Raw genomic sequence first — 19,648 nt, 5'->3', positions numbered from 1 at the left:
ACCGCCATGCAGGTTCGCATCTATCGGCCGGGCAAGTCGGCGATGCAATCGGGTCCGGGGGGACTGGCTCGTTCCTGGGTGTTGGAGGCCGAGCCGACCGAGGCGAAACTGCCCGATTCCCTGATGGGATGGGCGGGGTCGGGCGATACCAATAGCCAGATTCGTCTGACCTTTGCCAGTCGGGACGAGGCGATCGCCTTCGCCCGGCGCAAAGGACTCGACTATCGGGTTGACAACGAGCCGCCTCGCAGGCAGAAACCCAAATCCTACGCCGACAATTTCCGCAGCGATAAGCGGGAGTTCGGTCGGTTCTGATTTCTGAAAGGGCGCCCGTAGCTCAGTTGGATAGAGCACCCGCCTTCTAAGCGGGATGTCGCAGGTTCGAATCCTGCCGGGCGCGCCATTTCAGATCTTATCCTTGGCCTGTCGGCCCCTTAATGACCGACGGTCATGCCCCCTTCCCGATATCGTCCCACCTCCACAGCGTGAATCCCGGTTCATTGTCTGGCCCGGGCTGTCTGCCGAGCGCAGGCCATGAACAACAGGATTCATCGGTATGAGCAGAGCACCCGCAGCCTGGTTCGACGTGCCGCTGACGGCGTTGGCACCGCTGGCCTGGGGGACGACCTATTGGGTCACCACCGAACTGTTGCCGCCCGACCGGCCGTTGACCGCCGCCTTGCTGCGGGTGCTGCCGGTCGGTTTGATCCTGCTCGCCTTCTTCCGCCGCCTGCCGACCGGCCGGTGGCTATGGCGGATGATGGTGTTGGGGGCACTCAATATCGGGGTGTTCCAGGCCCTGCTGTTCGTCGCGGCCTATCGGCTGCCGGGCGGCGTCGCCGCCACCTTGGGCGCGGTGCAGCCGCTGCTGGTGATGCTGCTGGCCTGGCCGGTGCTGGCGATGAAGCCGGGAGCGCGCGGGCTGATCGCTGGAGCCGCCGGTCTGGTCGGCGTCGCGTTGCTGGTCCTCACTCCGGCGGCGCGGCTGGACGAACTCGGCATCGCCGCCGCCCTGGCCGGAGCCGTCTGCATGGCGGTCGGCACCGTGCTAACCCGCAAATGGGCTCCGCCGGTTCCGTTGATGCTGTTCACCGCCTGGCAATTGGTGGCGGGCGGTGTGTTGCTGCTGCCGCTTGCGTTGCTGGCCGAACCGGCCTTGCCGCCCTTGTCGGCCGCCAACATCGCGGGCTATCTCTATCTCGGGATCGTCGGGGCGGCGCTGTCTTATGCCCTGTGGTTTCGCGGCGTCGAGCGGCTTCACCCCGGCGCGCTATCGACGCTGGGCCTGCTTAGCCCGGTTTCGGCAACGGTGCTGGGCTGGCTGGCGCTGGGGCAGGCGCTGGGGCCGGTTCAGATCGTCGGGGCCATCGTGGTGCTGGCGGCGGTGACGCTGGGGCAGAGGCGGCCGAAATAAGCCTATCTCTGGTCGAAGCGGATTTCGATCCGGCGGTTGCGGGCATAGGCGGCGTCGGTGTCGGCGGGGTCGAGCGGCTGGAATTCACCGAAGCCCGCCGCCGCCAAGCGATCGTTGGGGACGCCGTTGGCGGCAAGGGTGCGCAGAACCGAAATCGCGCGCGCGGTCGATAATTCCCAGTTCGAAGGGAAGCGGCCCGAGGTGATCGGGCGGCGGTCGGTGTGGCCGTCGATCCGCAATACCCAATTGACCTCCTTCGGGATCTCTTTGGAAATGTCCTTCAGCGTCGCGGCAAGGCGGCGGACCTGTTCCAGCCCTTCGGGGCCAAGCTCGGCCGAGCCGGTCTGGAACAGCAATTCGGACTGGAAGACGAAGCGGTCGCCTTCGATCCGGATGCCGGGGCGGTCGCCCAGCACCTTACGCAGGCGGCCGAAGAAATCGGAGCGGAAGCGCTGCAATTCCTCGACCTTGCTGGCCAGGGCGACGTTCAGCCGCTTGCCGAGGTCGGAAATCTGGACCTTCTGTTCCTTGTCGCGGGTTTCCGAGGCTTCGAGTGCGGCAATGACCCGGGCCAGTTCCTGCTTGGTCGCTTCAAGCTGGCGATTGAGCAGGGCCAGTTGCGCCTGGGCCTCGGTCGATAATTTCCGTTCGGCCCCCAACTGGGTTTCCCGTTCGGCGATCTTGCCCTCAAGCTCATCCTTCTGCGCGATCAGGCTGGCGACGTCCTGGGACAGGCCCGAGGCCCAATTCTCGATCCGCAGGCGTTCCGCCTTGCTGGCGGCCAGTTCTTCGGTTAGGCGGCTGACATCGGCCTTCAGACTGGCATTGGCAACGGTCTGAAGGTTGAGCTTCTCGGCCAGATCGGACAGTTCAAGCCCCAGCCGGTCCAGTGCCTTTTGTCGTCCCGACAGCGCCTGACCCAGGAAAAATTGGGCCAGGACAAAGATCATCAGGACAAAGACGATCACCATCACCAGCGTCGACAGGCCATCGACGAAACCGGGCCAGATATCAATGGTGCGGCGGGGGCGGCGGGCGAGCGGCATGGTCGGTCAGCGTTCGAGCGGTTCGTCGGCGATCGCGGCGATGGTGCGGGCGAGCAGACGGATTTCGGCGCGGAACTCGGCGATCAGATCCTGGCGGCTGGTGACGGTTTCCTCGACCAGCCGCTTCAACGAGCCGTCGATGGCGCGGATGTGGTTGCGGCTGGGATCGTCGATTCCTCCGCTTGCGGCATTTTCGGCCAACCGGGCCAGCACGGCGCGGGTCTCGATCTGTCCCTCGCCTAATTTCAGCAACAGCGATTGCTCGGCCCGCATGTGGTCGGTCAGGGTCGAAAGCTTGTCAGACAATTGGTTGATCGCGGTGTTGACGCCGCCGCGATTGTCCTCGCCGCGATTGATCACCCGCTGCAATTGGTCGAGGCTGTCGGCGGTCTGTTCCAACAGAGCCTGGATATAAGCGGGAACCGAGGCCTGGGTCTCGTCGCCGCCGGAGAGCCCGGTTCCGCCGCTACCGCCGATCCGGGTCTGGCCGGCCAGCCATTCCTCCAACTCGTTATAAAAGCCGTTCTGCGCCTGTCCGGCGCTGAGGTCAAGAAAGCCCAGCGCCAGCGATCCGGCCAGACCGAACAGCGAGGTTGAAAAGGCGGTGCCCATGCCGTTCAGGGGCTGGGCCAGACCGGCCTTCAGGCGCTCGAACGCCTCGGACGGATCGCCGGTGCCGCTGACCGACAGCGAGCCGATCACCTCGCCGATCGAGCCGACGGTGCGCGACAGGCCCCAGAAGGTGCCGAGCAGGCCGAGAAAGATCATCAACCCGACCAGATAGCGCGACAGGTCGCGCTGTTCGTCGAGCCGGGCCGCGATCGAATCCAGCACCGAGCGTAACGCCATGGCCGACAGGTTCATCCGGTCGCGCCGTTCGCCCAGCATCCGCGCCATCGGCCCCAACAGCCGCAGCTTTTCGCCCGACATCACCGGTTGGCCGCGTCGCCAGCTTTCCAGCCAGTCCAGTTCGGGAGAAAGCTGCATCACCTGGCGGACGTTCAAGATGATTCCGGCCAGGAACACACCGACCAGCAGGCCGTTCAAGGCCGGGTTATGGGCAAAGGCCAGGATCAGCCCATCTTGCAGCATCACCGCGACGGCGGCGACCGCCACCAGAAAGGCGGCCATGCGGAAAAGATATCGATTCGGTCGGGTCATTGTTTCATCGCCATCACGCTGGAACCTTTGAAACAAGGCAAGGTCGCGCCGGAATGTGGCGGTTCCGGGGCAGAGGCGTCGTGACGAGCCTCCGCGCCGCCATCGGTGTTACCGTCGCGCCAGAACGGCATCGACGCGGTCGGGGGCACCGTCCTCGACCTTGTTGCCAAGGGCGCGGACCTCGATCCGGGTCGAACGGACACCCATTTCCATCAGATATTTGCGGACCTCAAGGGCGCGCGACAGCGACAGGCGCCGGGCCTTGCTGGCGTTGGCCTCGTCGCCTGCGGCATAAGCGAGCAATTGCAGCGACAGGGTTTCGTCGCGTTCCATCCGATGCGCCATCCGCTCAAGGTCGGACTGGCTGTTTTCCGACAGGCGGGAACTGTCCATCGCGAAGGGGATGGTCAGGCTGTCGCCCTTACGCAACGGCGCCGCCGCAGCCATCGGCGGCGGCGGCGCAGAGGGCACCGCAGCAAGGACAGTCGGGGGCGGCGGCAGTTCCGCCTTTGGCGCATCGACGGTCTTGACCGGTTCGGGCTTGACCGCCTCGATCACCTTGGGCGGTTCGACCTTGACCGGTTCCGGCTTGGCCTCGGCGACGATCTTGGCGGGTTCGGGCGGCTTGGGTGCCTCGACGACCTTGGGCAACTCGACCTTGGGCGGTTCCGGCTTGACCTCGGCGACGATCTTGGCCGGTTCGGGCGGCTTAACCACCTCGACCGCTTTCGGCAACTCGACCTTGGGCGGCTCGGGCTTGGCCTCGGCAACGATTTTGGCGGGCTCAGGCGGCTTGGGGGCCTCGACGACCTTGGGCAATTCGACCTTGGGGGGGGCGGCGCTTCGGGTCGGAGCGATTGGTGCCATCGGCGGCGTCACCACGGCGGTAGCGGCAAGCGGAGCCGGACGGGCTTGGCTTGCCTGCTGTACCGGTTTGGACGAGGGGGCTTCCTTGGCCTTGGCCAGCGGTTTGGCCTTGGACACCGAGGATTGGGCCGGTCGCCGGGCGGGCGGGGCGGGGCGGGCGACGGGGCGGGGCACCGGCTTCGCCACCGGAGCCGGACTGGCATAGGTGGCGTGAACCTCGCGGTTCATCAGGCCGGGCAGGCTTGGTTCCGGCCCCAGGCGGTCCAGCACGTCCCAATTGACATCGACGCTGGACTGGCTGTCGCCGACCACGATCTGAGCCGACGTGGGGACGGAGGCGAACGAGATCGCAAACGCCCCAACCGCCAGCATCAACAGCCTGCCACCCCTGCTCATCTGGCCACACTCCCGGCTAACCACAGAAAAAATCCATGGGCGAGACTAGCCGATGCAGACTCCGACCACAACTATCCCTTTGCCGGGAAGGATAAAGGCGAAGATCAGGCGTGGGCGGACTTGATCAGACGCAGAAGCGGCTGATGAAGATGATCGTTGCCCGCGACGATCTCGCCGGTCTCCAGCAGCTTGTTGCCACCTTCGTAATCGGTGACATAGCCGCCCGCTTCGCGCACCAGCACAATTCCGGCGGCGATGTCCCACGGCTTGATACCGGCTTCCCAATAGCCGTCGCAACGCCCGGCGGCGACATAAGCGAGGTCGAGCGCGGCCGAGCCAAAGCGACGGATTCCGGCGACATTCTTCATCATGACGCCCAGTTCGCGCAGGAACGGTTCGTGCCCGTCGCGGCCATGGAAGGGAATGCCGGTGGCCAGCACCGAATCCTCAAGCTTGCGCCTTGCGGACACGCGCAGACGGCGCTCGTTGAGGAAGGCGCCCGCGCCCTTCTCGGCGTGGAACATCTCGTCGCCGAGCGGCTGATAGACAACACCGGCGATCAGTTCGCCCTCGCGCTCCAGCGCGATCGAGATGCAGAAATTGGGAATTCCGTGCAGGAAATTGGTGGTGCCGTCGATCGGATCGACGATCCAGCGGTTGCTCTTGTCGTCGCCCGCGATCTCGCCGCCTTCTTCCATCAGGAAGCCATAAGCGGGCCGCGCCTTCTTCAGTTCCTGCCGCAGGGTCTTTTCGACCTTGAGATCGGCGGACGAGACGAAATCGGACGGCCCCTTGCGCGACACCTGGAGATTTTCGATCTCGCCATAATCGCGTACCAGCGACCGGGCCGCTTTGCGCGCGGCCCCCATCATGACGTTGAGCAGGGCGGAACGGACCATCACGGCGAGGGTTTTCCTTACTAAAATAGAGTTTCCGGGGTGGACGAAAAGCGTCCCGCGAGACCATGGGCCGCCCGAGCCAACCTCGAACGGCCCGTCAGGCCCAAGACCCGGCTCCGGGCCTGACGAAGGAGTATACCGATTCCGCAGTCGGAATCATCGTCGGGCGTTTAGCCCTTGAAGCGCTCGACATAAGAACAATCGACGGTCGCGACCCAGATCTTCTCGCCAGCGGCCAGGAAGGGCGGCACCAGGATCTTCAAGCCGTTCTCGAGCTTGGCCGGCTTATAGGACGACGACGCGGTCTGTCCCTTGACGACGGGATCGGCCTCGACCACCTGCATCACCACCTTTTCCGGCAGCGACACCGACACCGGCGAGCCTTCGACGAAATCGACGGTGACCGCCATGCCGTCTTGCAGGAAAGCGGCGCTTTCGCCCAAGATGTCGGTGGGAACGGTGAATTGCTCGAAGGTTTCCTGCTCCATGAAGGTCAACGACTGATCGTCGCCGAACAGGAAGGTGCAGTCCTTTTCCTCGACGCTGCACTTCTCGACGGTGTCGGCGGTGCGCCAGCGTTCGTTGGTCTTGGTCCCGGTGCGGATGTCACGCATTTCGACGGCGATGAACGCGCCACCCTTTCCCGGCTGAATGATCTGAATCTTCAGTACCGAGAACTGGCGTCCGTTATGTTCGAGGATATTGCCGGGGCGAATCAAATTGGCGTTGATCTTCATGGTCGATCCAGGAGCTTTTAGGAAAAATCAGGCGCGGACCCTAACAGCTTGGCCCGGCGAAGGCAACCGCGAGCGCCGGACCGGGGGTCTCCCGTCTCGATTCGCCAAGCGGAGTTGACCAAGTCGGGGGGCATTGCTATCTCTTGTCGGGTGATCCTGGGCGGTCTACCCGCGCCCGTCCTCTCACTCTCGCCGCTGGCGGCGACCTCTCGCGAGGGACTCCGTCACGATGGCCCGCTTCATCCAAGAGACCACATGCCCGAGATGATTGTCAGTGGGGTCGGCCAAGATGCCGGTGCCTTCCCAGCGCGATGACGCGCGTCCCGTTCCGAACCGTTTGCTGGCCGCGCTGTCGCGTCGGCTCGAGCGCCTTGACGTGCCCAAATCCGGGCTGTTCAGCGCGACGCTGGCGGTTCCGGAACTGGACGGAATCCCGACGCCCCCCCCGCTGCCCGATCTGTGGTCGTGGCTGCGCCCCGGTGACGGGCTGGCCCTGATCGCGTCGGGGACCGCGCTCGAACTGGTCTGTTCCGGCCCCGAAACGCTTGACGAGGCCCGGCGCGGTCTCGATTGGGCCCATCTCGATCTGGACGGGTCGGGTGCGGAACCGGTCGCCTTTCTCGGCCATGGCTTCGGCGGCCCCGATCGCTCCGGCCTGCCGCCTGCTTTGTTGCGGGTGCCCCGTCTGCTGTTGCGTTGCGTTTCGGGCCGTTGCGATCTGATCTTCAGCCATGCCGGGGGCGCGTCCCCCGACCAGATCCGTCTGATGTGGCTGGACGAGGCGGCGCGCCTGCTCGATGCGCTCGACCGCCCGGTTCCGCCCTCGCCGCCGGTCGATCTGGTCCGCCTCGACGAGTTTCCCTCGCCCCATGCCTTTCGCGACCGCGTCAGCGCCGCCACCGACGCGATAGCCGCAGGGCGGGTCGAGAAGGTGGTGCTGTCGCGTCGGATCACCGTTGCCGCGCCGCGGCCGTTCCGGCCCGAGCGACTGGCCCGCGAATTGGCGTCCCGTCACCCCTCTTGCGCGATTTTCACGGTTGGTTTCGGCGGACGGACCCTGGTCGCGGCCAGCCCCGAGCGTCTGGTCGCCTGTAACGGTCGCCGGGTCGAAAGCTATGCCCTGGCCGGGACCGCGCCGTCCGATCCCGCCGATCCTTTTCTCGGCGGTCGTTTGTTGAGCGGGGCCAAGGATCGTCACGAACACCGGCTGGTCGTCGGCTGGATTTCAAGCGCCCTCAACGATCTCTGCGACGATCTTGATGTTCCCTCCGAACCAAGGCGGATGATTCTGGGCCAGCTTGAGCATTTGTGGACGCCGATCTCGGGAACCTTGAAGCCGGGCACCGGCCTGTTGCAGGCGGCGCTGGCGCTGCATCCGACCCCGGCGGTGGCGGGGTTACCGCTGGCTTCGGCCCGTATCCTGCTCGACGAATTAGGCGAAAGCCGCTCGGGCTGGTACACCGGCGCCTTCGGCTGGATCGACCGCGCGGGCGACGGCGAAATGGCGGTGGTGCTGCGTTGTGCCCTGCTGGACGGCAACCGGGCCGAGGTCGCGGCCGGAGCCGGGATCGTCGCCGCTTCCGATCCCGAAGCCGAGTTCACCGAGACCGAACTGAAGCTGCGGACGATGCTTGATGCGCTGCGGAGCGCCTGAGACGATGACGACCCAGGGCGACCTCAATGCGGCGTGGGCCACGGCGCTGATCGACGGACTGGCCCAGGCGGGAGTCGGCCGGGCGGTGATTTCGCCGGGCTCGCGCTCGACGCCGTTGGCCTTGGCCTGCCTGCGCCATCCCAATCTTGTTAGCCGGGTGCTGCTCGACGAGCGGGTCGCCGCCTTCTATGCCCTTGGGCTGGCCCGTGCCGAGGGGCGGCCGGTGATTCTGGTCTGCACCTCCGGTTCGGCGGTGGCGAACTGGTATCCGGCGGTGGCCGAGGCCGATGCCGCCCGGATGCCGCTGATCCTGCTGACCGCCGACCGCCCGCCCGAATTGCAGGATTGCGGGGCCAACCAGACCTTTGACCAGCGCGCGTTGTTCGCGCCTCAGCTTCGCGCCGCCCATACCCTGCCGCCCGCCGAGTCGGGGCGGTACTGGCTCGCCGCGTTGGCGGCGCGTGTTGTCAGTCAAACTCAGTGGCCGCTGGCCGGGCCGGTCCAGATCAACGTGCCGTTCCGCGAGCCTCTGCTCGAAACCGTGCCGCCACCGCCCGCCGCGTCATTGCCGCCACAGGTGCTGCTGCCGCGTCTGACCCTGGCCCCCGATGCGATTGCGACTCTGGCGCGACGGATCGAGGGACGGCGCGGGGTGATCCTGGCCGGGGCCGAACCGTTGCCACCCGAGCCGCTGGTGAAGTTGGCCGAAGCGCTTAACTGGCCGATCATTGCCGATCCGTTGAGCGGGCTGCGGTTTGGCCCCCATGATCGCGAGCGGGTGATCGCCCGCGCCGATCTGTTCCTGCGCGGATCGGTTCCGCCCGCCGACATCGTGCTGCGTTTCGGGGCCTTCCCGGTGTCGAAAGCGGTCGGGCAGTGGCAGGCTCGCGCCGCCGAGCGGATTGTCGTCAGTGCGGATTCGCGCTGGCCCGATCCCGGCCGCGATGCGGCGATGATGATCCATGCCGATCCCGCTCTGTTGGCCGAGTCTCTGGCGGAGAGTGTGACACGTCAGGCCGCGCCGGATTGGCTGCATTCCTGGCAGGCGGCGGAACGGCGCAGTGCCGCACTGGCCGAGCGATTCTCGGCACCCGAATCCGACCTGTTCCGGGCGGCGATTGAGACTTTGCCTGAAGGGGCGTTGCTGTTCGTCGGCAATTCGATGATGGTCCGCGACCTCGACGATTTCTCAGGAACGTCGGATAAGTCGTTGACGATCATGTGTAATCGCGGTCTCAGCGGCATTGATGGCAATGTGTCGACCTTTTTCGGCGCGGTCGCCTCGGGGCGCTTTCCCGCCGCGCTGGCCTTGGTTGGTGACCTGACCTTCCTCCACGATCTTGGCGGGCTGGCGGCGGGGCAGAGCCTGTCGGCAACGATCGGGCTGTTGGACAATGGCGGCGGCGGCATCTTCGATTATCTGCCCCAGCAGACTCTGCCTGAGTTCATTCCGGGCTGGCTGACGCCGCAGCGTGCCGATATCGCCGCTGCCACCGCCGTCTGGGGGCACATTTACCGGCCGACCGAGTCGGGACGCTTTGCCTCATCCCTGGCCTCATCCCTGGCCTGTCCGGGGGTTGACGTGCTTCATCTCGCTATCGACCGAGCCGGTTCCGCCGCGCGTCACCGCGCGGTCTGGGCCGCTTCATCTTCATCCGAGGAGACTTCCGCATGACTGAGTGGATTCCCGTCGAGGGTTTCGCCTTCACCGACATCCTGTACGACCGTACCGACGGGATCGCCCGGATCAGCTTCAACCGTCCCCACGTTCACAACGCCTTCCGGCCCGAAACGCTGGAAGAGGTGATGAAGGCGCTGCGTCATGCCCGCTTCGACGCCTCGATCGGGGTGGTGATCCTGACCGGCGTCGGCGATAAGGCGTTCTGTTCCGGGGGCGACCAGAGCGTGCGCGGCGACAATGGCGGCTATAAGGATCAGGAGGGGGTTCACCACCTCAACGCCCTCGATCTTCAGCGCGAAATCCGCTCCTGCCCAAAGCCGGTGGTGGCGATGGTGGCGGGATGGTCAATTGGCGGCGGTAACGTGCTGCAATTGCTGTGCGACCTGACCATCGCCGCCGACAATGCCCGCTTCGGCCAGACCGGGCCGAAGGTCGGCAGCTTTGACGCAGGCTTCGGGGCCGGGATTCTGGCCCGCACCATCGGTGTCAAGAAGGCCAAGGAAGTCTGGTTCATGTGCCGCCAGTACGATGCCCAGCAGGCGCTGGAGATGGGCTGGATCAACGCGGTGGTGCCGCTGGCTCAGTTGGAGGAGGAGACGGTCGCCTGGTGCCGCCGGATGCTCGAACTGTCGCCGACCGCGCTGCGTATCCTGAAGACCGCGTTCAACGCCGATAGTGACGGCATGTCGGGGATTCAGGAACTGGCGGGCAACGCCACCGCTCTGTTCTACATGACCGAGGAAGGGCAGGAGGGGCGCAACGCCTTCCTGGAAAAGCGCGCGCCCGATTTCGACCGGTTCCAACGGCGGCCGTGAGCCGGATCGTCGGCTTCGGACTCGAGCCTTATGCTCTGCCGCTGAAGACACCTTGGCGGACGGCGGCCGGAACGGTTTGCCTTCGCCACGGCTGGCTGGTCCGGGTCGAGGACGAAGACAGCGGGGTCGGATGGGGCGACCAGCCCGCGTTTCTGCCCGATCAGGCGACGGACGGGCTGGAGGAGGGGTTGAGGCAACAGGGGGGCGCCCTTCAGGGGCAAAGCCTGGACGAGGCTCTGGCGGTCCAGGACATTGCTTTCGGGATCGAGACCGCCCTGCTTGACCTTCTGGCCCGTAAACGCGGTCTGCCGCTACGCCGTCTGCTGTCGTCTCAGGCAGCGGATCGGGTCAAGGTCAACGCCGTCGCCTCATTGGACGGCATCGTTGCGATGGCGGAACAGGGGTTCGGGATCGTCAAGGTCAAGGTCGGCCTTGCCCCCTGGCCCGACGAGGCGGCGGCCCTGCGCCGCCTTGACCTGCCCGAGGGGGTAACGCTGCGGCTGGATGCCAACCGGGCTTGGAGCCGGGCCGAAGCGGAGGGGTTCCTGGCCGCGATGGCCGATCTGCCGATCGAATCGCTGGAGGAGCCGTTGTGCGAGGCCGAGATCGACGGGCTGGCCTCGTTGCAATCCACCACCCCAATCGCGCTGGCGATTGACGAGAGCCTCGACCAGATCGGGCTGGACTCGCTGCTGGCAGCGCCACCGGTTCGCCGTCTGGTGCTGAAACCGGCTCTGCTGGGCGGGCTGCGCCGGACTCTGTCCGTGGCGGCGGCGGCGCGTGCCGTCGGCTACGAGATTGTCGTAACGACTTATCTTGAGTCGGCAATCGGGGTCGCGGCGGTGGCCCATCTCGCCGCCGCGCTTGATCCCGAGGCGCGGATCGCCCACGGATTGGCGACGTCCGCTCTGTTCGTCAGCGATCTCGCCGAACCCTTTCCGATTGCCTTGGGGGTCTTGACCTTCCCACCAGGATCGGGACTTGGATTAAGCTTTAAAATCAGGTCTTAAGCGCGATGTTCTGAAGTTTCGCTCGATCGGTCTTGCCATTCGGATTGAGCGGCAGCGCATCCACAATCACCGCCCGGCGCGGCCGCAGATGAGACGGCAGATGCGTCCGGCACCAATCCAGGAAGGCATCGGGGACAATCTCTCCGACTACAATAGCGACGATCAGATCGCCCCACACCGGGTCGGGGCAGCCAGTGACGGCGAGTGCCCGCACCCCGGGGCAGCGCCCGGCCAGCGTCTCGATTTCGGCGGGGTGGACGTTCTCGCCGCCACTGATCAGCATATCGTCGGTCCGGCCCAGGATCACCAGACGGCCGTGCCCGTCGAGGCGGCCGAGATCGTTGGTTTCAAACCAGCCTTCGGGCGTCAGTCCGCGTCCCCGCTGTAAATCCGGGTTCAGATAGCCCGCCATCACCATCGGTCCCCGCACCCGAACTCGGCCCTCGGGCGAAAAGCCGATCTCGACCCCGGGCAGCGGGGTTCCGGCCAGTCCCGGATTCCAGTCGGCGGCATCGCGGCAGGTGGCGACCTGCGATCCCGCCTCGCTCATCCCGTAGCTCGGCAGCAGCGGCCAACCGGCCTCCAGGGCCCGTTCCGCCAAGGCGGCGGGCAGCCCGGCCCCACCGATCAGGGCACAGCGGAGGCGGGGAGCGGGGCGGCAGCCGTAATCGAGCAACAGACCCAGCATCGCCGGAACCAACGAAATATGGCTGACCCGGCCGGAGGCGAGGTCGGCCGATACTGTTTCGACATCGAAACGGGAATGCAGCCGCACCGTCGCCCCGGATTCGAGGCAGCGCAGCAGGACCGACAACCCGCCGATATGGACCATTGGCAGGCAGCCCAGCCAGACATCGCCGGGTTCGAGCGGGATCATCCGGCGCGAAGCCCGCACCGCCGCCGCCAGATTGGCCCCGGTCAGCATCGTTCCTTTTGGCGTTCCGGTGCTGCCGCTGGTGGCGACGATCAACTGGACCTGATCGGGGGCTAATCCCGGTCGGGCTGGCGCATCGGCAATCGGGGCGGGCAGGGTGACAAGCGGTTCGGCTCCCCCGGCGGCGGCCAGCAACCCGTTCTGGCGCTCCTCGGTCAGGGCTGGATTGACCGGCAGCAGTGCCCGACCGGCACGGGGAGCGGCCAAAGCCAGCAGGGCCAGCGCCTCCGCATCGGCGGTCCGCGCCGCCAGCGGTTGGCCTGGGGGGGCGGATCGTGCCGCCAGCGCGGCGGCCAAGGCATCGGCGTGACGGTCAAGCGCGGCAAAGCTCCAGACTCGTCCGCCGACACTGTCGAGAGCCGGGGCGTCCGGGCGCTGGCTGGCTTGACGCCGCGCCCAGTCGGACGGTGCGTTCACCGCGCTTTGGTGGCGATGTGCAGACAGGCGATGCCGAAGCTGAGATCGCGATAGCGTACGTCGGCGAAACCGGCGGCGCGGAACATCGCGGCGAATTCCTCCTGATCGGGGAAGCGGCGAATCGATTCGACCAGATAGGCATAGGCTTCGGGGGCTTGGGCGACCAGAGCACCCAGGCGCGGGATCACCTGAAACGAAAACAGATCATAGAACGGGCGGATCAGCCGGTGCGGACGCGAGAATTCCAGGCAATAAGCAATGCCGCCCGGCTTCAGGACCCGATGGATGTCGGCCAAAGCGAGGTCGAGCCTCGTCACATTGCGGATACCAAAGGAAATCGTCAGCGTATCGACGCTGTTGTCGGCCAGCGGAATCGCTTCGGCTTCCCCGGCCAGCCAGACCAGTCCCTCTTTGCCGGGGCGACGGCGGCCCGCGTTCATCATCTCGGTGCTGGGATCGCAGACGATCACCGTCCGGTCAGCTCCGTTCATCGCTCGGGCAACGTCGCCAGTGCCTCCGGCAAGATCGACGATCACCTGACCGGGGCGGGCCCCAACGGCCCGGACCAGCAACGCCTTCCATTGCCGATGAATCCCCATCGACATCAAATCGTTCATCAGGTCGTAGCGGGGAGCCACGGCACGGAACACCCGGCGGATGCGGTCGCGGCGTTCCGTCGGCGACACCTGACGAAAGCCAAAGCTATTGTCGATCTCGGTCATGCTGCGCTTGATCCTAAAGGCCAGGGTCATCTGCCTGCCAAACAGGGTCGGCAAAGCGTCTGCGATCTGATTTAACATTCGACCGGACGAACGGCAATCCTTGACCCGGTGCGCCGCAACAGGGAGAAGGGGAACTGCTTTGAGTCTCGATCTGGTGCAGGCAGGCTCCTTTCTGGCGGCTGCCGTCGTGGTAACCTTGGCCCCCGGTCCCGACAATTTGATGATTCTCAGTCTGGGGCTGGCGCGCGGCCGCCGCGCCGGTCTTGCCTTTGGCTTGGGCTGTGCCCTGGGGTGTCTAAGCCATACCGCGCTGGCGGCGCTGGGGGTTAGTGCCTTGATCGCGGCGTCGCCCGTCGCCTTTCTCGCCCTTCAGATCGTTGGCGGGATCTACTTGATCTGGTTGGGACTCGGGGCGTGGCGTAGCCGGACCCCGCCAGCGCCAACGATTGTATCGTCGTCGGGACCAAAGCCCCCGGTCTGGCCCTTGTTCCGACGCGGTCTGGTCGCCAATGCGATCAATCCCAAGGTCGTGCTGTTTTTCCTCGCCTTCCTGCCGCAATTCGTGGTGGTAGGACGCGCGGACAGCGAGGCGATGCAGATGGCGACTTTGGGCGGGCTGTTCACCCTTCAGGCCGTGGTGCTGTTCGGTCTGATCGGCTGGTTTTCCGGCATGATCGGGCAAGGGTTGGGACGGATCCCGGGCGCGGCCCGCCGGTTGGACCAGGTGGCCGGGATCATCTTCATCGGCCTCGGTCTTCGCCTGATCCTGGTGCGCTGATCCGCCGTTCGGTTCCGGCATAGAAAAAGGGCCTGATGGCGGTGCCGCCAGGCCCTTGAAATCTTTGGTGCCGGTTGCAGGAATCGAACCCGCGGCCCCCTCATTACAAGTGAGGTGCTCTACCATCTGAGCTAAACCGGCATCGCGTTGAGAAAGCTACCGTTGGAACCGGTCTTTCGCAAGGGGCGAAAGATGTCCCGCAGCCCCCCTCTTTCCCACCCGGCTTGTTTGGTGCTAGGGTACCTTCGACTTGTTCTGATTTCCCCCCGAGGTGCCGCATGACCGAAGCCCTTTCCCCCACCAATTCCCGTATCGGCGTAACCGAAAGCGCCGCCGCGCGGGTGCGGACCCTGATCGAGACCGAGGGTAAGCCGGGACTGAAGCTGCGTCTGTCGGTTTCGGGCGGCGGCTGTTCCGGCTTTCAGTACGGCATCACGCTGGACGATGCTGTCAACGACGACGATAAAGTGTTCGATGAACACGGTATTTCCGTCGTCGTCGATGAGACCTCGCTGGATTTGCTGAATGGTGCCGTGGTCGATTTCGTCGATGATCTGATCGGCTCGTCCTTCCAGATCACCAACCCCAACGCAACCGCCACCTGCGGCTGCGGCAATTCCTTCACGGTCTGATCTGGACCAAAGCAGAGTTTCATGAGCCGTATTCTGATCGTCGAAGACACCCAGTTGATGCGCGAATCGCTGGTCGATGTGCTGAGCGCCGCCGGGCACGAGATCGTGACTGCCGACAACGGACTGATCGCGGTCGAGTACGTTGCCGCCGGGCGTCAGTTCGATATCATCGTTACCGATATCATCATGCCGGAAATGGATGGGATTCAGACCATCCTCGAGCTTCAGACGATGCTGCCCGAGGCCCGGATCATCGCCATTTCCGGCGGCAGCGCCCGGTTGGACAAGTCCCAGGGGCTGGAAACCGCCAGCCGTCTCGGCGCGGTCGCGGTGCTGGAAAAGCCGTTCGAGGTTGATGCCTTGCTCGGCGCGATCGAGGCTGCCGTCGCCTGACCGTTCCGTTGGTCAGGGCTTTGCCTCTGGCCGGGCGATGGCGTGGAGAAGGGCGGCCCAGGTCGCCTGCTTCGTTTCGAGCGAGGCGTCGGGCGGCGGCATCGCGATGCCGATCCGCAGAGCGCCGATGTTTTCATCGGGCGTCGGGGCGATTTCGGCCGGGCGGAAGGCTTCGGCAAAGCCCAGCGCGTCGGCATTTCCGCCACGAGCAAAAATCCAGTCGCACAGATGGCGCGACCACATGACGAAGGCGTCGCGTTCGGCCTCGTCGGCGAATTCCAGCACATGACGGGCAAAAGACAGGGTCAGCGCGGCATAGGCCCGTCCGTCGGCGCGGCGAAAGCGGGCGGCGAAGCGCTCGAGGATTTCCTGTCGGCCGAGATGACGTTCGGCTTCGGCGGCGACCGCTTGGGTTCCCTCGGCATCGACGATCCGGGCGACCATCCGGCCGTTTTCATCGGGCAGCACCCCGAGCAGCGAATGGCCGATATGGGCTGACAATTGGGTCAGGAAAGACAGGATCGCCCGGGTCGGTGTCGACTGGCGCAACACGACATAGACGTATAAGGCAGGCAGGGCAGCGGCGCGAGGCGTGCCCTCCCCCACCAGATCGGTGACGGCGTGGTCGGGAATATCCTCTTCGACCGCGTACAGCGCGCCGTTGGGAAAGCCGATAAAGGCTCCGTCGATCAAGCCGACCGACGGGTCGATATAGGCATATTCGACCAGCCGGAACGGCGCGATCTCGCGCCAGATCGCGGTTGCCGCCGGATTGGCCGGTTCGCGGGTTTCCCCGTCCGCCGCTTGTTCGGCCAGCAGACGCAGAAAGGCTGCGACGGCCTCAGTGGTGTCGATACGGATGCGGATGACGTCGTCGGTCGGTTGCAGCGCCATGAAGCTCCCCTTGCGTCCTGGGCATCGCCCCAGAGTGTCACAGCGAGCCCGATCCGTCCCAATCAAAAGCGATCCCGGCTGACGACACGCCCGCGGGCCGGTCCGGTGACGGTGTTCGCGGTTGACAGATGCGGCCCGGTGAGTAGCTTTGACCGAGCAGGCCTGTTCCGGGCCGCAAGAGCTGGGGTGCGGATGGAATATTTCTTCCAGCAGGTGATTAATGGCCTGACGCTTGGTGCGATCTACGGTTTGATCGCTCTTGGATATACGATGGTCTATGGCATCATCGGGATGATTAATTTTGCTCACGGTGAAATCTATATGCTGGGGGCGTTTATTTCTCTTGTCGCCTTTTTGGTTTTTTCAAGTATTAGTGGCGGATCGGTGGCATTGGCCCTGCTGGCCGCCCTGCTGGTGACGATGGTGTTCACCGCCCTGTGGGGTTGGGTGGTCGAACGGATGGCCTATCGCCCATTGCGAGGCGCTCCCCGTCTGGCCCCGCTGATTTCGGCGATCGGTGTCTCGATCCTGTTGCAGAATTTTGTCCAGATCGCTCAGGGTGCCCGGGTCAAGCCGCTGCCGCCGGTGATCCAGGGCGGCGTCACCCTGGATTTGGGGGCGGCCTTTTCGCTCAGCATCAGTTGGTTGCAGATCGTGATCTTCGTGTTGACCCTGACCTTGATGGCCGGGTTCACCTGGATGATCGCCCGCACTTCGCTCGGCCGGGCTCAGCGCGCCACCGAGCAGGATATGAAGATGGCGGCGTTGCTGGGGGTCAATGTCGATCGGGTGGTGTCGGCCACCTTCGTCATCGGGGCCGCCCTGGCCGGTGTCGCCGGAATGATGGTGACGCTCTATTACGGCGTGATTGATTTCTATATCGGCTTTCTGGCCGGGATCAAGGCGTTCACCGCCGCCGTTCTGGGCGGCATCGGCTCGTTGCCGGGGGCGATGCTGGGCGGGCTGCTGATCGGTCTGACCGAATCGCTGTGGTCGGCCTATTTCTCGATCCAATACAAGGATGTCGCCACCTTCGCGATCCTGGTCGGCGTGCTGCTGTTCCGACCGTCCGGCCTGTTGGGCCGACCCGACGTCGAGAAGGTCTAAGGACATGGCGGCCGCCTTGTCTCCCCCCCTGATCCGCTCCGCCGCTCTCGCCGCCGTGGTGGCGGCCTTGCTGGCCTTGCCCCTGATGGGGGTGCGACTGGTCGATTCCTCCAGCGGTCTGTCATTGGCCGGGCGTCCCGATCTGGTCGCCTGGGCGGCCGGAGGGGTGTTCTGCGGACGGTTGCTGATTGATCTGTTCCGGCGCTGGATCGCCGATTTCTCGATCCGGTTGCCTCTGCCACCGCCGCCACCCGACTGGACCCGCTTCGCGGTCGGCTGGGGGCTGGCGCTGTTCGCGCTGGTGTTGCCGTTTCTTCCCTTTGCCGACCGCAATCTGGTCGATAAAGCGACGATGGTGCTGATCTACATCATGTTGGGCTGGGGATTGAACATCGTGGTCGGGCTGGCCGGGCTGCTCGATCTCGGCTTCGTCGCCTTCTATGCCGTCGGAGCCTATTCCTACGCCCTGCTGTCGCTGACCTTCGGCCTGTCCTTCTGGGTCTGCCTGCCGCTGGCCGGGCTGTTCGCCGCCGTCTTCGGTATCGCCCTCGGCTTTCCCGTGCTGCGGCTGCGCGGCGATTATCTCGCCATCGTCACCCTGGGCTTTGGCGAGATCATCCGGATCGTGCTGCAAAACTGGCAGGATCTGACCGGCGGTCCGATCGGAATTTCCGGAATCGAGCGGCCCAGCCTGTTCGGGCTGTCGTTCAAGGCGGTCCCGCCCGAGGGACAGACCAGTTTTGCCGAGTTTTTCGGCCTTGATTATTCGGCCGATCACCGGGTGATCTTCCTCTATTTTCTGATCTTGATCCTGGCGCTGGCGACCAACCTGTTCACCTTGCGCATTCGTCGACTTCCGGTCGGCCGGGCCTGGGAAGCGCTGCGCGAGGACGAGATCGCCTGCCGCTCGCTTGGGATCAATCCGACCACGATCAAGCTGTCGGCTTTTGCCCTGGGGGCGATGTTCGCCGGGTTCGCCGGATCGTTCTTCGCCACCCGTCAGGGCTTCATCAGTCCGGAAAGCTTCACCTTCATCGAATCCGCGATGATCCTGGCGATCGTCGTGCTGGGGGGGATGGGCAGCCAGATCGGGATCGTGCTGGCCGCGCTGTTGCTGGTCGGTCTGCCGGAATGGTTCCGCGATCTGCAAATGTACCGGATGCTCGCCTTTGGCGCGGCGATGGTGCTGATTATGCTGTGGAAGCCGAGCGGTCTTTTGTCCTCGCGCGCGCCGACGATCCGGCTGGGGGGACGGGCATGAGGCCGCCGCCGCTGCTGGAGGTTGACGGGTTGACGATGCGCTTTGGCGGTCTGTCAGCGGTCAGCGATCTGTCGTTCTCGGCCGGGCAGGGGGAGATCACCGCGGTGATCGGCCCCAACGGTGCGGGCAAGACCACCCTGTTCAATTGCATTACCGGCTTTTATCGACCTCAGGTCGGGCGGCTGAGTCTGCACCATCCGGACGGAGCCGCGCTGCGGCTGGAGCGGATGGCCGACCATGTCATCGCCCGCAAGGCGCGGGTGGCGCGCACCTTTCAGAATATCCGGCTGTTTCCCAAGATGAGCGTGTTGGAGAATCTGATCGTTGCCCAGCACCGGGTGCTGATGGCGGCCTCGGTCTTTTCCCTGGCCGGTCTGCTGGGGCTTGGCCGCTATCGCCGGGCCGAGCGGGCGGCGATCGATCTGGCCCGCCACTGGCTGGATCGAACCGGGCTGACCGCCTTTGCCGACGTCGAGGCCGGGTCGTTGCCCTATGGTCATCAGCGTCGTTTGGAGATCGCGCGGGCGATGTGCACCCGTCCGCTGTTGCTGTGCCTCGACGAACCGGCGGCGGGGCTCAATCCTCGCGAATCCGGTGATTTGAACCATTTGCTGCAAGGCATCCGCGACGAGGAAAAGATCGGCCTGCTGCTGATCGAACACGACATGAGTGTGGTGATGGGGATTTCCGACCGGGTGGTGGTGTTGGACCATGGCAGCCTGATCGCCGAGGGGAGCCCGGCCGAGGTGCGGGGCAATCCGGCGGTGATCCGGGCCTATCTCGGCGAACCGGACGAGCCCGCCGCCGTGCTGGGCGGGGAGGGCTAGCCG

At 65.2% G+C, this 19,648-nt stretch carries 20 protein-coding genes and 2 tRNA genes; 13 read left to right on the top strand and 9 right to left on the bottom strand.

Going from position 1 to position 19,648, the window contains the following annotated elements:
* Positions 1–6 precede the first annotated feature (6 nt).
* The 3 genes from BLW40_RS09755 to BLW40_RS09745 all read left to right on the top strand — a co-directional run bounded on the left by BLW40_RS09755 (position 7) and on the right by BLW40_RS09745 (position 1,414).
* Complete coding sequence (locus tag BLW40_RS09755) at positions 7–315, top strand: ETC complex I subunit (protein WP_074768037.1); 309 nt, start codon at positions 7–9, stop codon at positions 313–315.
* 11 nt (positions 316–326) lie between these two features.
* Positions 327–403 (top strand) — tRNA-Arg (locus BLW40_RS09750).
* Between the two features lie 153 nt (positions 404–556).
* A complete protein-coding gene (locus BLW40_RS09745) occupies positions 557–1,414 on the top strand; it encodes an EamA family transporter (RefSeq protein WP_074768035.1) in 858 nt (285 codons plus the stop codon).
* 2 nt (positions 1,415–1,416) lie between these two features.
* Here the strand turns inward: BLW40_RS09745 and BLW40_RS09740 are convergent, their stop codons facing one another.
* The 5 genes from BLW40_RS09740 to efp all read right to left on the bottom strand — a co-directional run bounded on the left by BLW40_RS09740 (position 1,417) and on the right by efp (position 6,520).
* Positions 1,417–2,460, bottom strand: coding sequence for a peptidoglycan -binding protein (locus tag BLW40_RS09740; protein WP_074768033.1), 1,044 nt, complete (start codon positions 2,458–2,460; stop codon positions 1,417–1,419).
* 6 nt (positions 2,461–2,466) lie between these two features.
* The gene (locus BLW40_RS09735) at positions 2,467–3,591 is read right to left on the bottom strand and encodes a flagellar motor protein MotA (protein WP_083386722.1); all 1,125 of its coding nucleotides are present in this window, start codon (positions 3,589–3,591) and stop codon (positions 2,467–2,469) included.
* Between the two features lie 138 nt (positions 3,592–3,729).
* On the bottom strand, positions 3,730–4,884 hold the full coding sequence (locus BLW40_RS09730; protein ID WP_074768029.1) for an OmpA family protein: 1,155 nt from the start codon (positions 4,882–4,884) through the stop codon (positions 3,730–3,732).
* Positions 4,885–4,988: 104 nt separating this feature from the next.
* Positions 4,989–5,786 carry an inositol monophosphatase family protein gene (locus BLW40_RS09725; RefSeq protein ID WP_074768027.1) on the bottom strand — a complete coding sequence of 266 codons (798 nt, stop codon included), beginning with the start codon at positions 5,784–5,786 and terminating at the stop codon, positions 4,989–4,991.
* A 167-nt stretch (positions 5,787–5,953) separates the two neighbouring features.
* A complete protein-coding gene (efp, locus tag BLW40_RS09720; protein WP_021132048.1) occupies positions 5,954–6,520 on the bottom strand; it encodes an elongation factor P in 567 nt (188 codons plus the stop codon).
* Between the two features lie 289 nt (positions 6,521–6,809).
* On the opposite strand from efp, the gene BLW40_RS09715 reads away from it, so the two are divergent.
* From BLW40_RS09715 to BLW40_RS09700, 4 genes are read left to right on the top strand one after another with little or no spacing between them, the layout of a single operon-like run.
* Positions 6,810–8,174 (top strand): isochorismate synthase, encoded by a 1,365-nt coding sequence (locus BLW40_RS09715; RefSeq protein ID WP_074768025.1) that lies wholly within the window; start codon positions 6,810–6,812, stop codon positions 8,172–8,174.
* A 4-nt stretch (positions 8,175–8,178) separates the two neighbouring features.
* A complete protein-coding gene (gene menD / locus BLW40_RS09710) occupies positions 8,179–9,849 on the top strand; it encodes a 2-succinyl-5-enolpyruvyl-6-hydroxy-3-cyclohexene-1-carboxylic-acid synthase (RefSeq protein WP_074768023.1) in 1,671 nt (556 codons plus the stop codon).
* Complete coding sequence (menB, locus tag BLW40_RS09705) at positions 9,846–10,670, top strand: 1,4-dihydroxy-2-naphthoyl-CoA synthase (protein ID WP_074768021.1); 825 nt, start codon at positions 9,846–9,848, stop codon at positions 10,668–10,670. Before menD ends, menB begins: the two co-directional genes overlap by 4 nt.
* Positions 10,667–11,680 (top strand): mandelate racemase/muconate lactonizing enzyme family protein, encoded by a 1,014-nt coding sequence (locus tag BLW40_RS09700; RefSeq protein WP_074768019.1) that lies wholly within the window; start codon positions 10,667–10,669, stop codon positions 11,678–11,680. The genes menB and BLW40_RS09700 overlap by 4 nt, the downstream gene beginning before the upstream one ends.
* On the opposite strand, the gene BLW40_RS09695 is transcribed toward BLW40_RS09700, so the two are convergent.
* Both BLW40_RS09695 and BLW40_RS09690 read right to left on the bottom strand, forming a co-directional pair.
* Complete coding sequence (locus BLW40_RS09695) at positions 11,670–13,031, bottom strand: class I adenylate-forming enzyme family protein (RefSeq protein WP_074768017.1); 1,362 nt, start codon at positions 13,029–13,031, stop codon at positions 11,670–11,672. The two genes, BLW40_RS09700 and BLW40_RS09695, sit on opposite strands and share 11 nt — an antisense overlap.
* Entirely contained in the window at positions 13,028–13,753 is a 726-nt protein-coding gene (locus tag BLW40_RS09690; protein WP_083386734.1) for a class I SAM-dependent methyltransferase, read from the bottom strand. The genes BLW40_RS09695 and BLW40_RS09690 overlap by 4 nt, the downstream gene beginning before the upstream one ends.
* 139 nt (positions 13,754–13,892) lie before the next feature.
* Between BLW40_RS09690 and BLW40_RS09685 the strand changes: the two genes are divergently transcribed.
* On the top strand, positions 13,893–14,531 hold the full coding sequence (locus BLW40_RS09685) for a LysE family translocator (protein ID WP_074768015.1): 639 nt from the start codon (positions 13,893–13,895) through the stop codon (positions 14,529–14,531).
* Positions 14,532–14,596: 65 nt separating this feature from the next.
* Here BLW40_RS09685 and BLW40_RS09680 read toward each other — a convergent pair.
* Positions 14,597–14,672: transfer RNA gene (locus tag BLW40_RS09680), tRNA-Thr, on the bottom strand.
* Positions 14,673–14,809: 137 nt separating this feature from the next.
* On the opposite strand from BLW40_RS09680, the gene erpA reads away from it, so the two are divergent.
* Positions 14,810–15,163 carry an iron-sulfur cluster insertion protein ErpA gene (gene erpA / locus BLW40_RS09675; RefSeq protein WP_074768013.1) on the top strand — a complete coding sequence of 118 codons (354 nt, stop codon included), beginning with the start codon at positions 14,810–14,812 and terminating at the stop codon, positions 15,161–15,163.
* Between the two features lie 21 nt (positions 15,164–15,184).
* Positions 15,185–15,556, top strand: coding sequence for a response regulator transcription factor (locus BLW40_RS09670; RefSeq protein ID WP_074768011.1), 372 nt, complete (start codon positions 15,185–15,187; stop codon positions 15,554–15,556).
* A gap of 12 nt (positions 15,557–15,568) precedes the next feature.
* Here the strand turns inward: BLW40_RS09670 and BLW40_RS09665 are convergent, their stop codons facing one another.
* Positions 15,569–16,450 (bottom strand): hypothetical protein, encoded by an 882-nt coding sequence (locus tag BLW40_RS09665; protein WP_074768009.1) that lies wholly within the window; start codon positions 16,448–16,450, stop codon positions 15,569–15,571.
* 192 nt (positions 16,451–16,642) lie between these two features.
* Here BLW40_RS09665 and BLW40_RS09660 point away from each other — a divergent pair, with 192 nt between their 5' ends.
* From BLW40_RS09660 to BLW40_RS09650, 3 genes are read left to right on the top strand one after another with little or no spacing between them, the layout of a single operon-like run.
* Entirely contained in the window at positions 16,643–17,557 is a 915-nt protein-coding gene (locus tag BLW40_RS09660; RefSeq protein WP_074768007.1) for an ABC transporter permease subunit, read from the top strand.
* A 4-nt stretch (positions 17,558–17,561) separates the two neighbouring features.
* Positions 17,562–18,818, top strand: coding sequence for a high-affinity branched-chain amino acid ABC transporter permease LivM (livM, locus tag BLW40_RS09655; RefSeq protein WP_074768005.1), 1,257 nt, complete (start codon positions 17,562–17,564; stop codon positions 18,816–18,818).
* Complete coding sequence (locus BLW40_RS09650) at positions 18,815–19,645, top strand: ABC transporter ATP-binding protein (RefSeq protein ID WP_074768003.1); 831 nt, start codon at positions 18,815–18,817, stop codon at positions 19,643–19,645. Before livM ends, BLW40_RS09650 begins: the two co-directional genes overlap by 4 nt.
* Positions 19,646–19,648 lie beyond the last annotated feature (3 nt).

It is taken from the genome of Magnetospirillum fulvum (assembly GCF_900108475.1).
Taxonomy (GTDB): Bacteria; Pseudomonadota; Alphaproteobacteria; order Rhodospirillales; family Magnetospirillaceae; genus Phaeospirillum; species Phaeospirillum fulvum_A.
The sequence above is the reverse complement of the archived record's forward strand: the minus strand, read 5'-3'. Positions and strand labels throughout refer to the sequence as shown.

Coding starts and splice junctions, on each gene's coding strand:
- BLW40_RS09755 (WP_074768037.1), top strand. CDS start 7: ATGCAGGTTCGCATCTATCGGCCGGGCAAGTCGGCGATGCAATCGGGT.
- BLW40_RS09745 (WP_074768035.1), top strand. CDS start 557: ATGAGCAGAGCACCCGCAGCCTGGTTCGACGTGCCGCTGACGGCGTTG.
- BLW40_RS09740 (WP_074768033.1), bottom strand. CDS start 2,460: ATGCCGCTCGCCCGCCGCCCCCGCCGCACCATTGATATCTGGCCCGGT.
- BLW40_RS09735 (WP_083386722.1), bottom strand. CDS start 3,591: ATGGCCGCCTTTCTGGTGGCGGTCGCCGCCGTCGCGGTGATGCTGCAA.
- BLW40_RS09730 (WP_074768029.1), bottom strand. CDS start 4,884: ATGAGCAGGGGTGGCAGGCTGTTGATGCTGGCGGTTGGGGCGTTTGCG.
- efp (WP_021132048.1), bottom strand. CDS start 6,520: ATGAAGATCAACGCCAATTTGATTCGCCCCGGCAATATCCTCGAACAT.
- BLW40_RS09715 (WP_074768025.1), top strand. CDS start 6,810: ATGCCGGTGCCTTCCCAGCGCGATGACGCGCGTCCCGTTCCGAACCGT.
- menD (WP_074768023.1), top strand. CDS start 8,179: ATGACGACCCAGGGCGACCTCAATGCGGCGTGGGCCACGGCGCTGATC.
- menB (WP_074768021.1), top strand. CDS start 9,846: ATGACTGAGTGGATTCCCGTCGAGGGTTTCGCCTTCACCGACATCCTG.
- BLW40_RS09690 (WP_083386734.1), bottom strand. CDS start 13,753: ATGACCGAGATCGACAATAGCTTTGGCTTTCGTCAGGTGTCGCCGACG.
- erpA (WP_074768013.1), top strand. CDS start 14,810: ATGACCGAAGCCCTTTCCCCCACCAATTCCCGTATCGGCGTAACCGAA.
- BLW40_RS09670 (WP_074768011.1), top strand. CDS start 15,185: ATGAGCCGTATTCTGATCGTCGAAGACACCCAGTTGATGCGCGAATCG.
- BLW40_RS09665 (WP_074768009.1), bottom strand. CDS start 16,450: ATGGCGCTGCAACCGACCGACGACGTCATCCGCATCCGTATCGACACC.
- BLW40_RS09660 (WP_074768007.1), top strand. CDS start 16,643: ATGGAATATTTCTTCCAGCAGGTGATTAATGGCCTGACGCTTGGTGCG.
- livM (WP_074768005.1), top strand. CDS start 17,562: ATGGCGGCCGCCTTGTCTCCCCCCCTGATCCGCTCCGCCGCTCTCGCC.
- BLW40_RS09650 (WP_074768003.1), top strand. CDS start 18,815: ATGAGGCCGCCGCCGCTGCTGGAGGTTGACGGGTTGACGATGCGCTTT.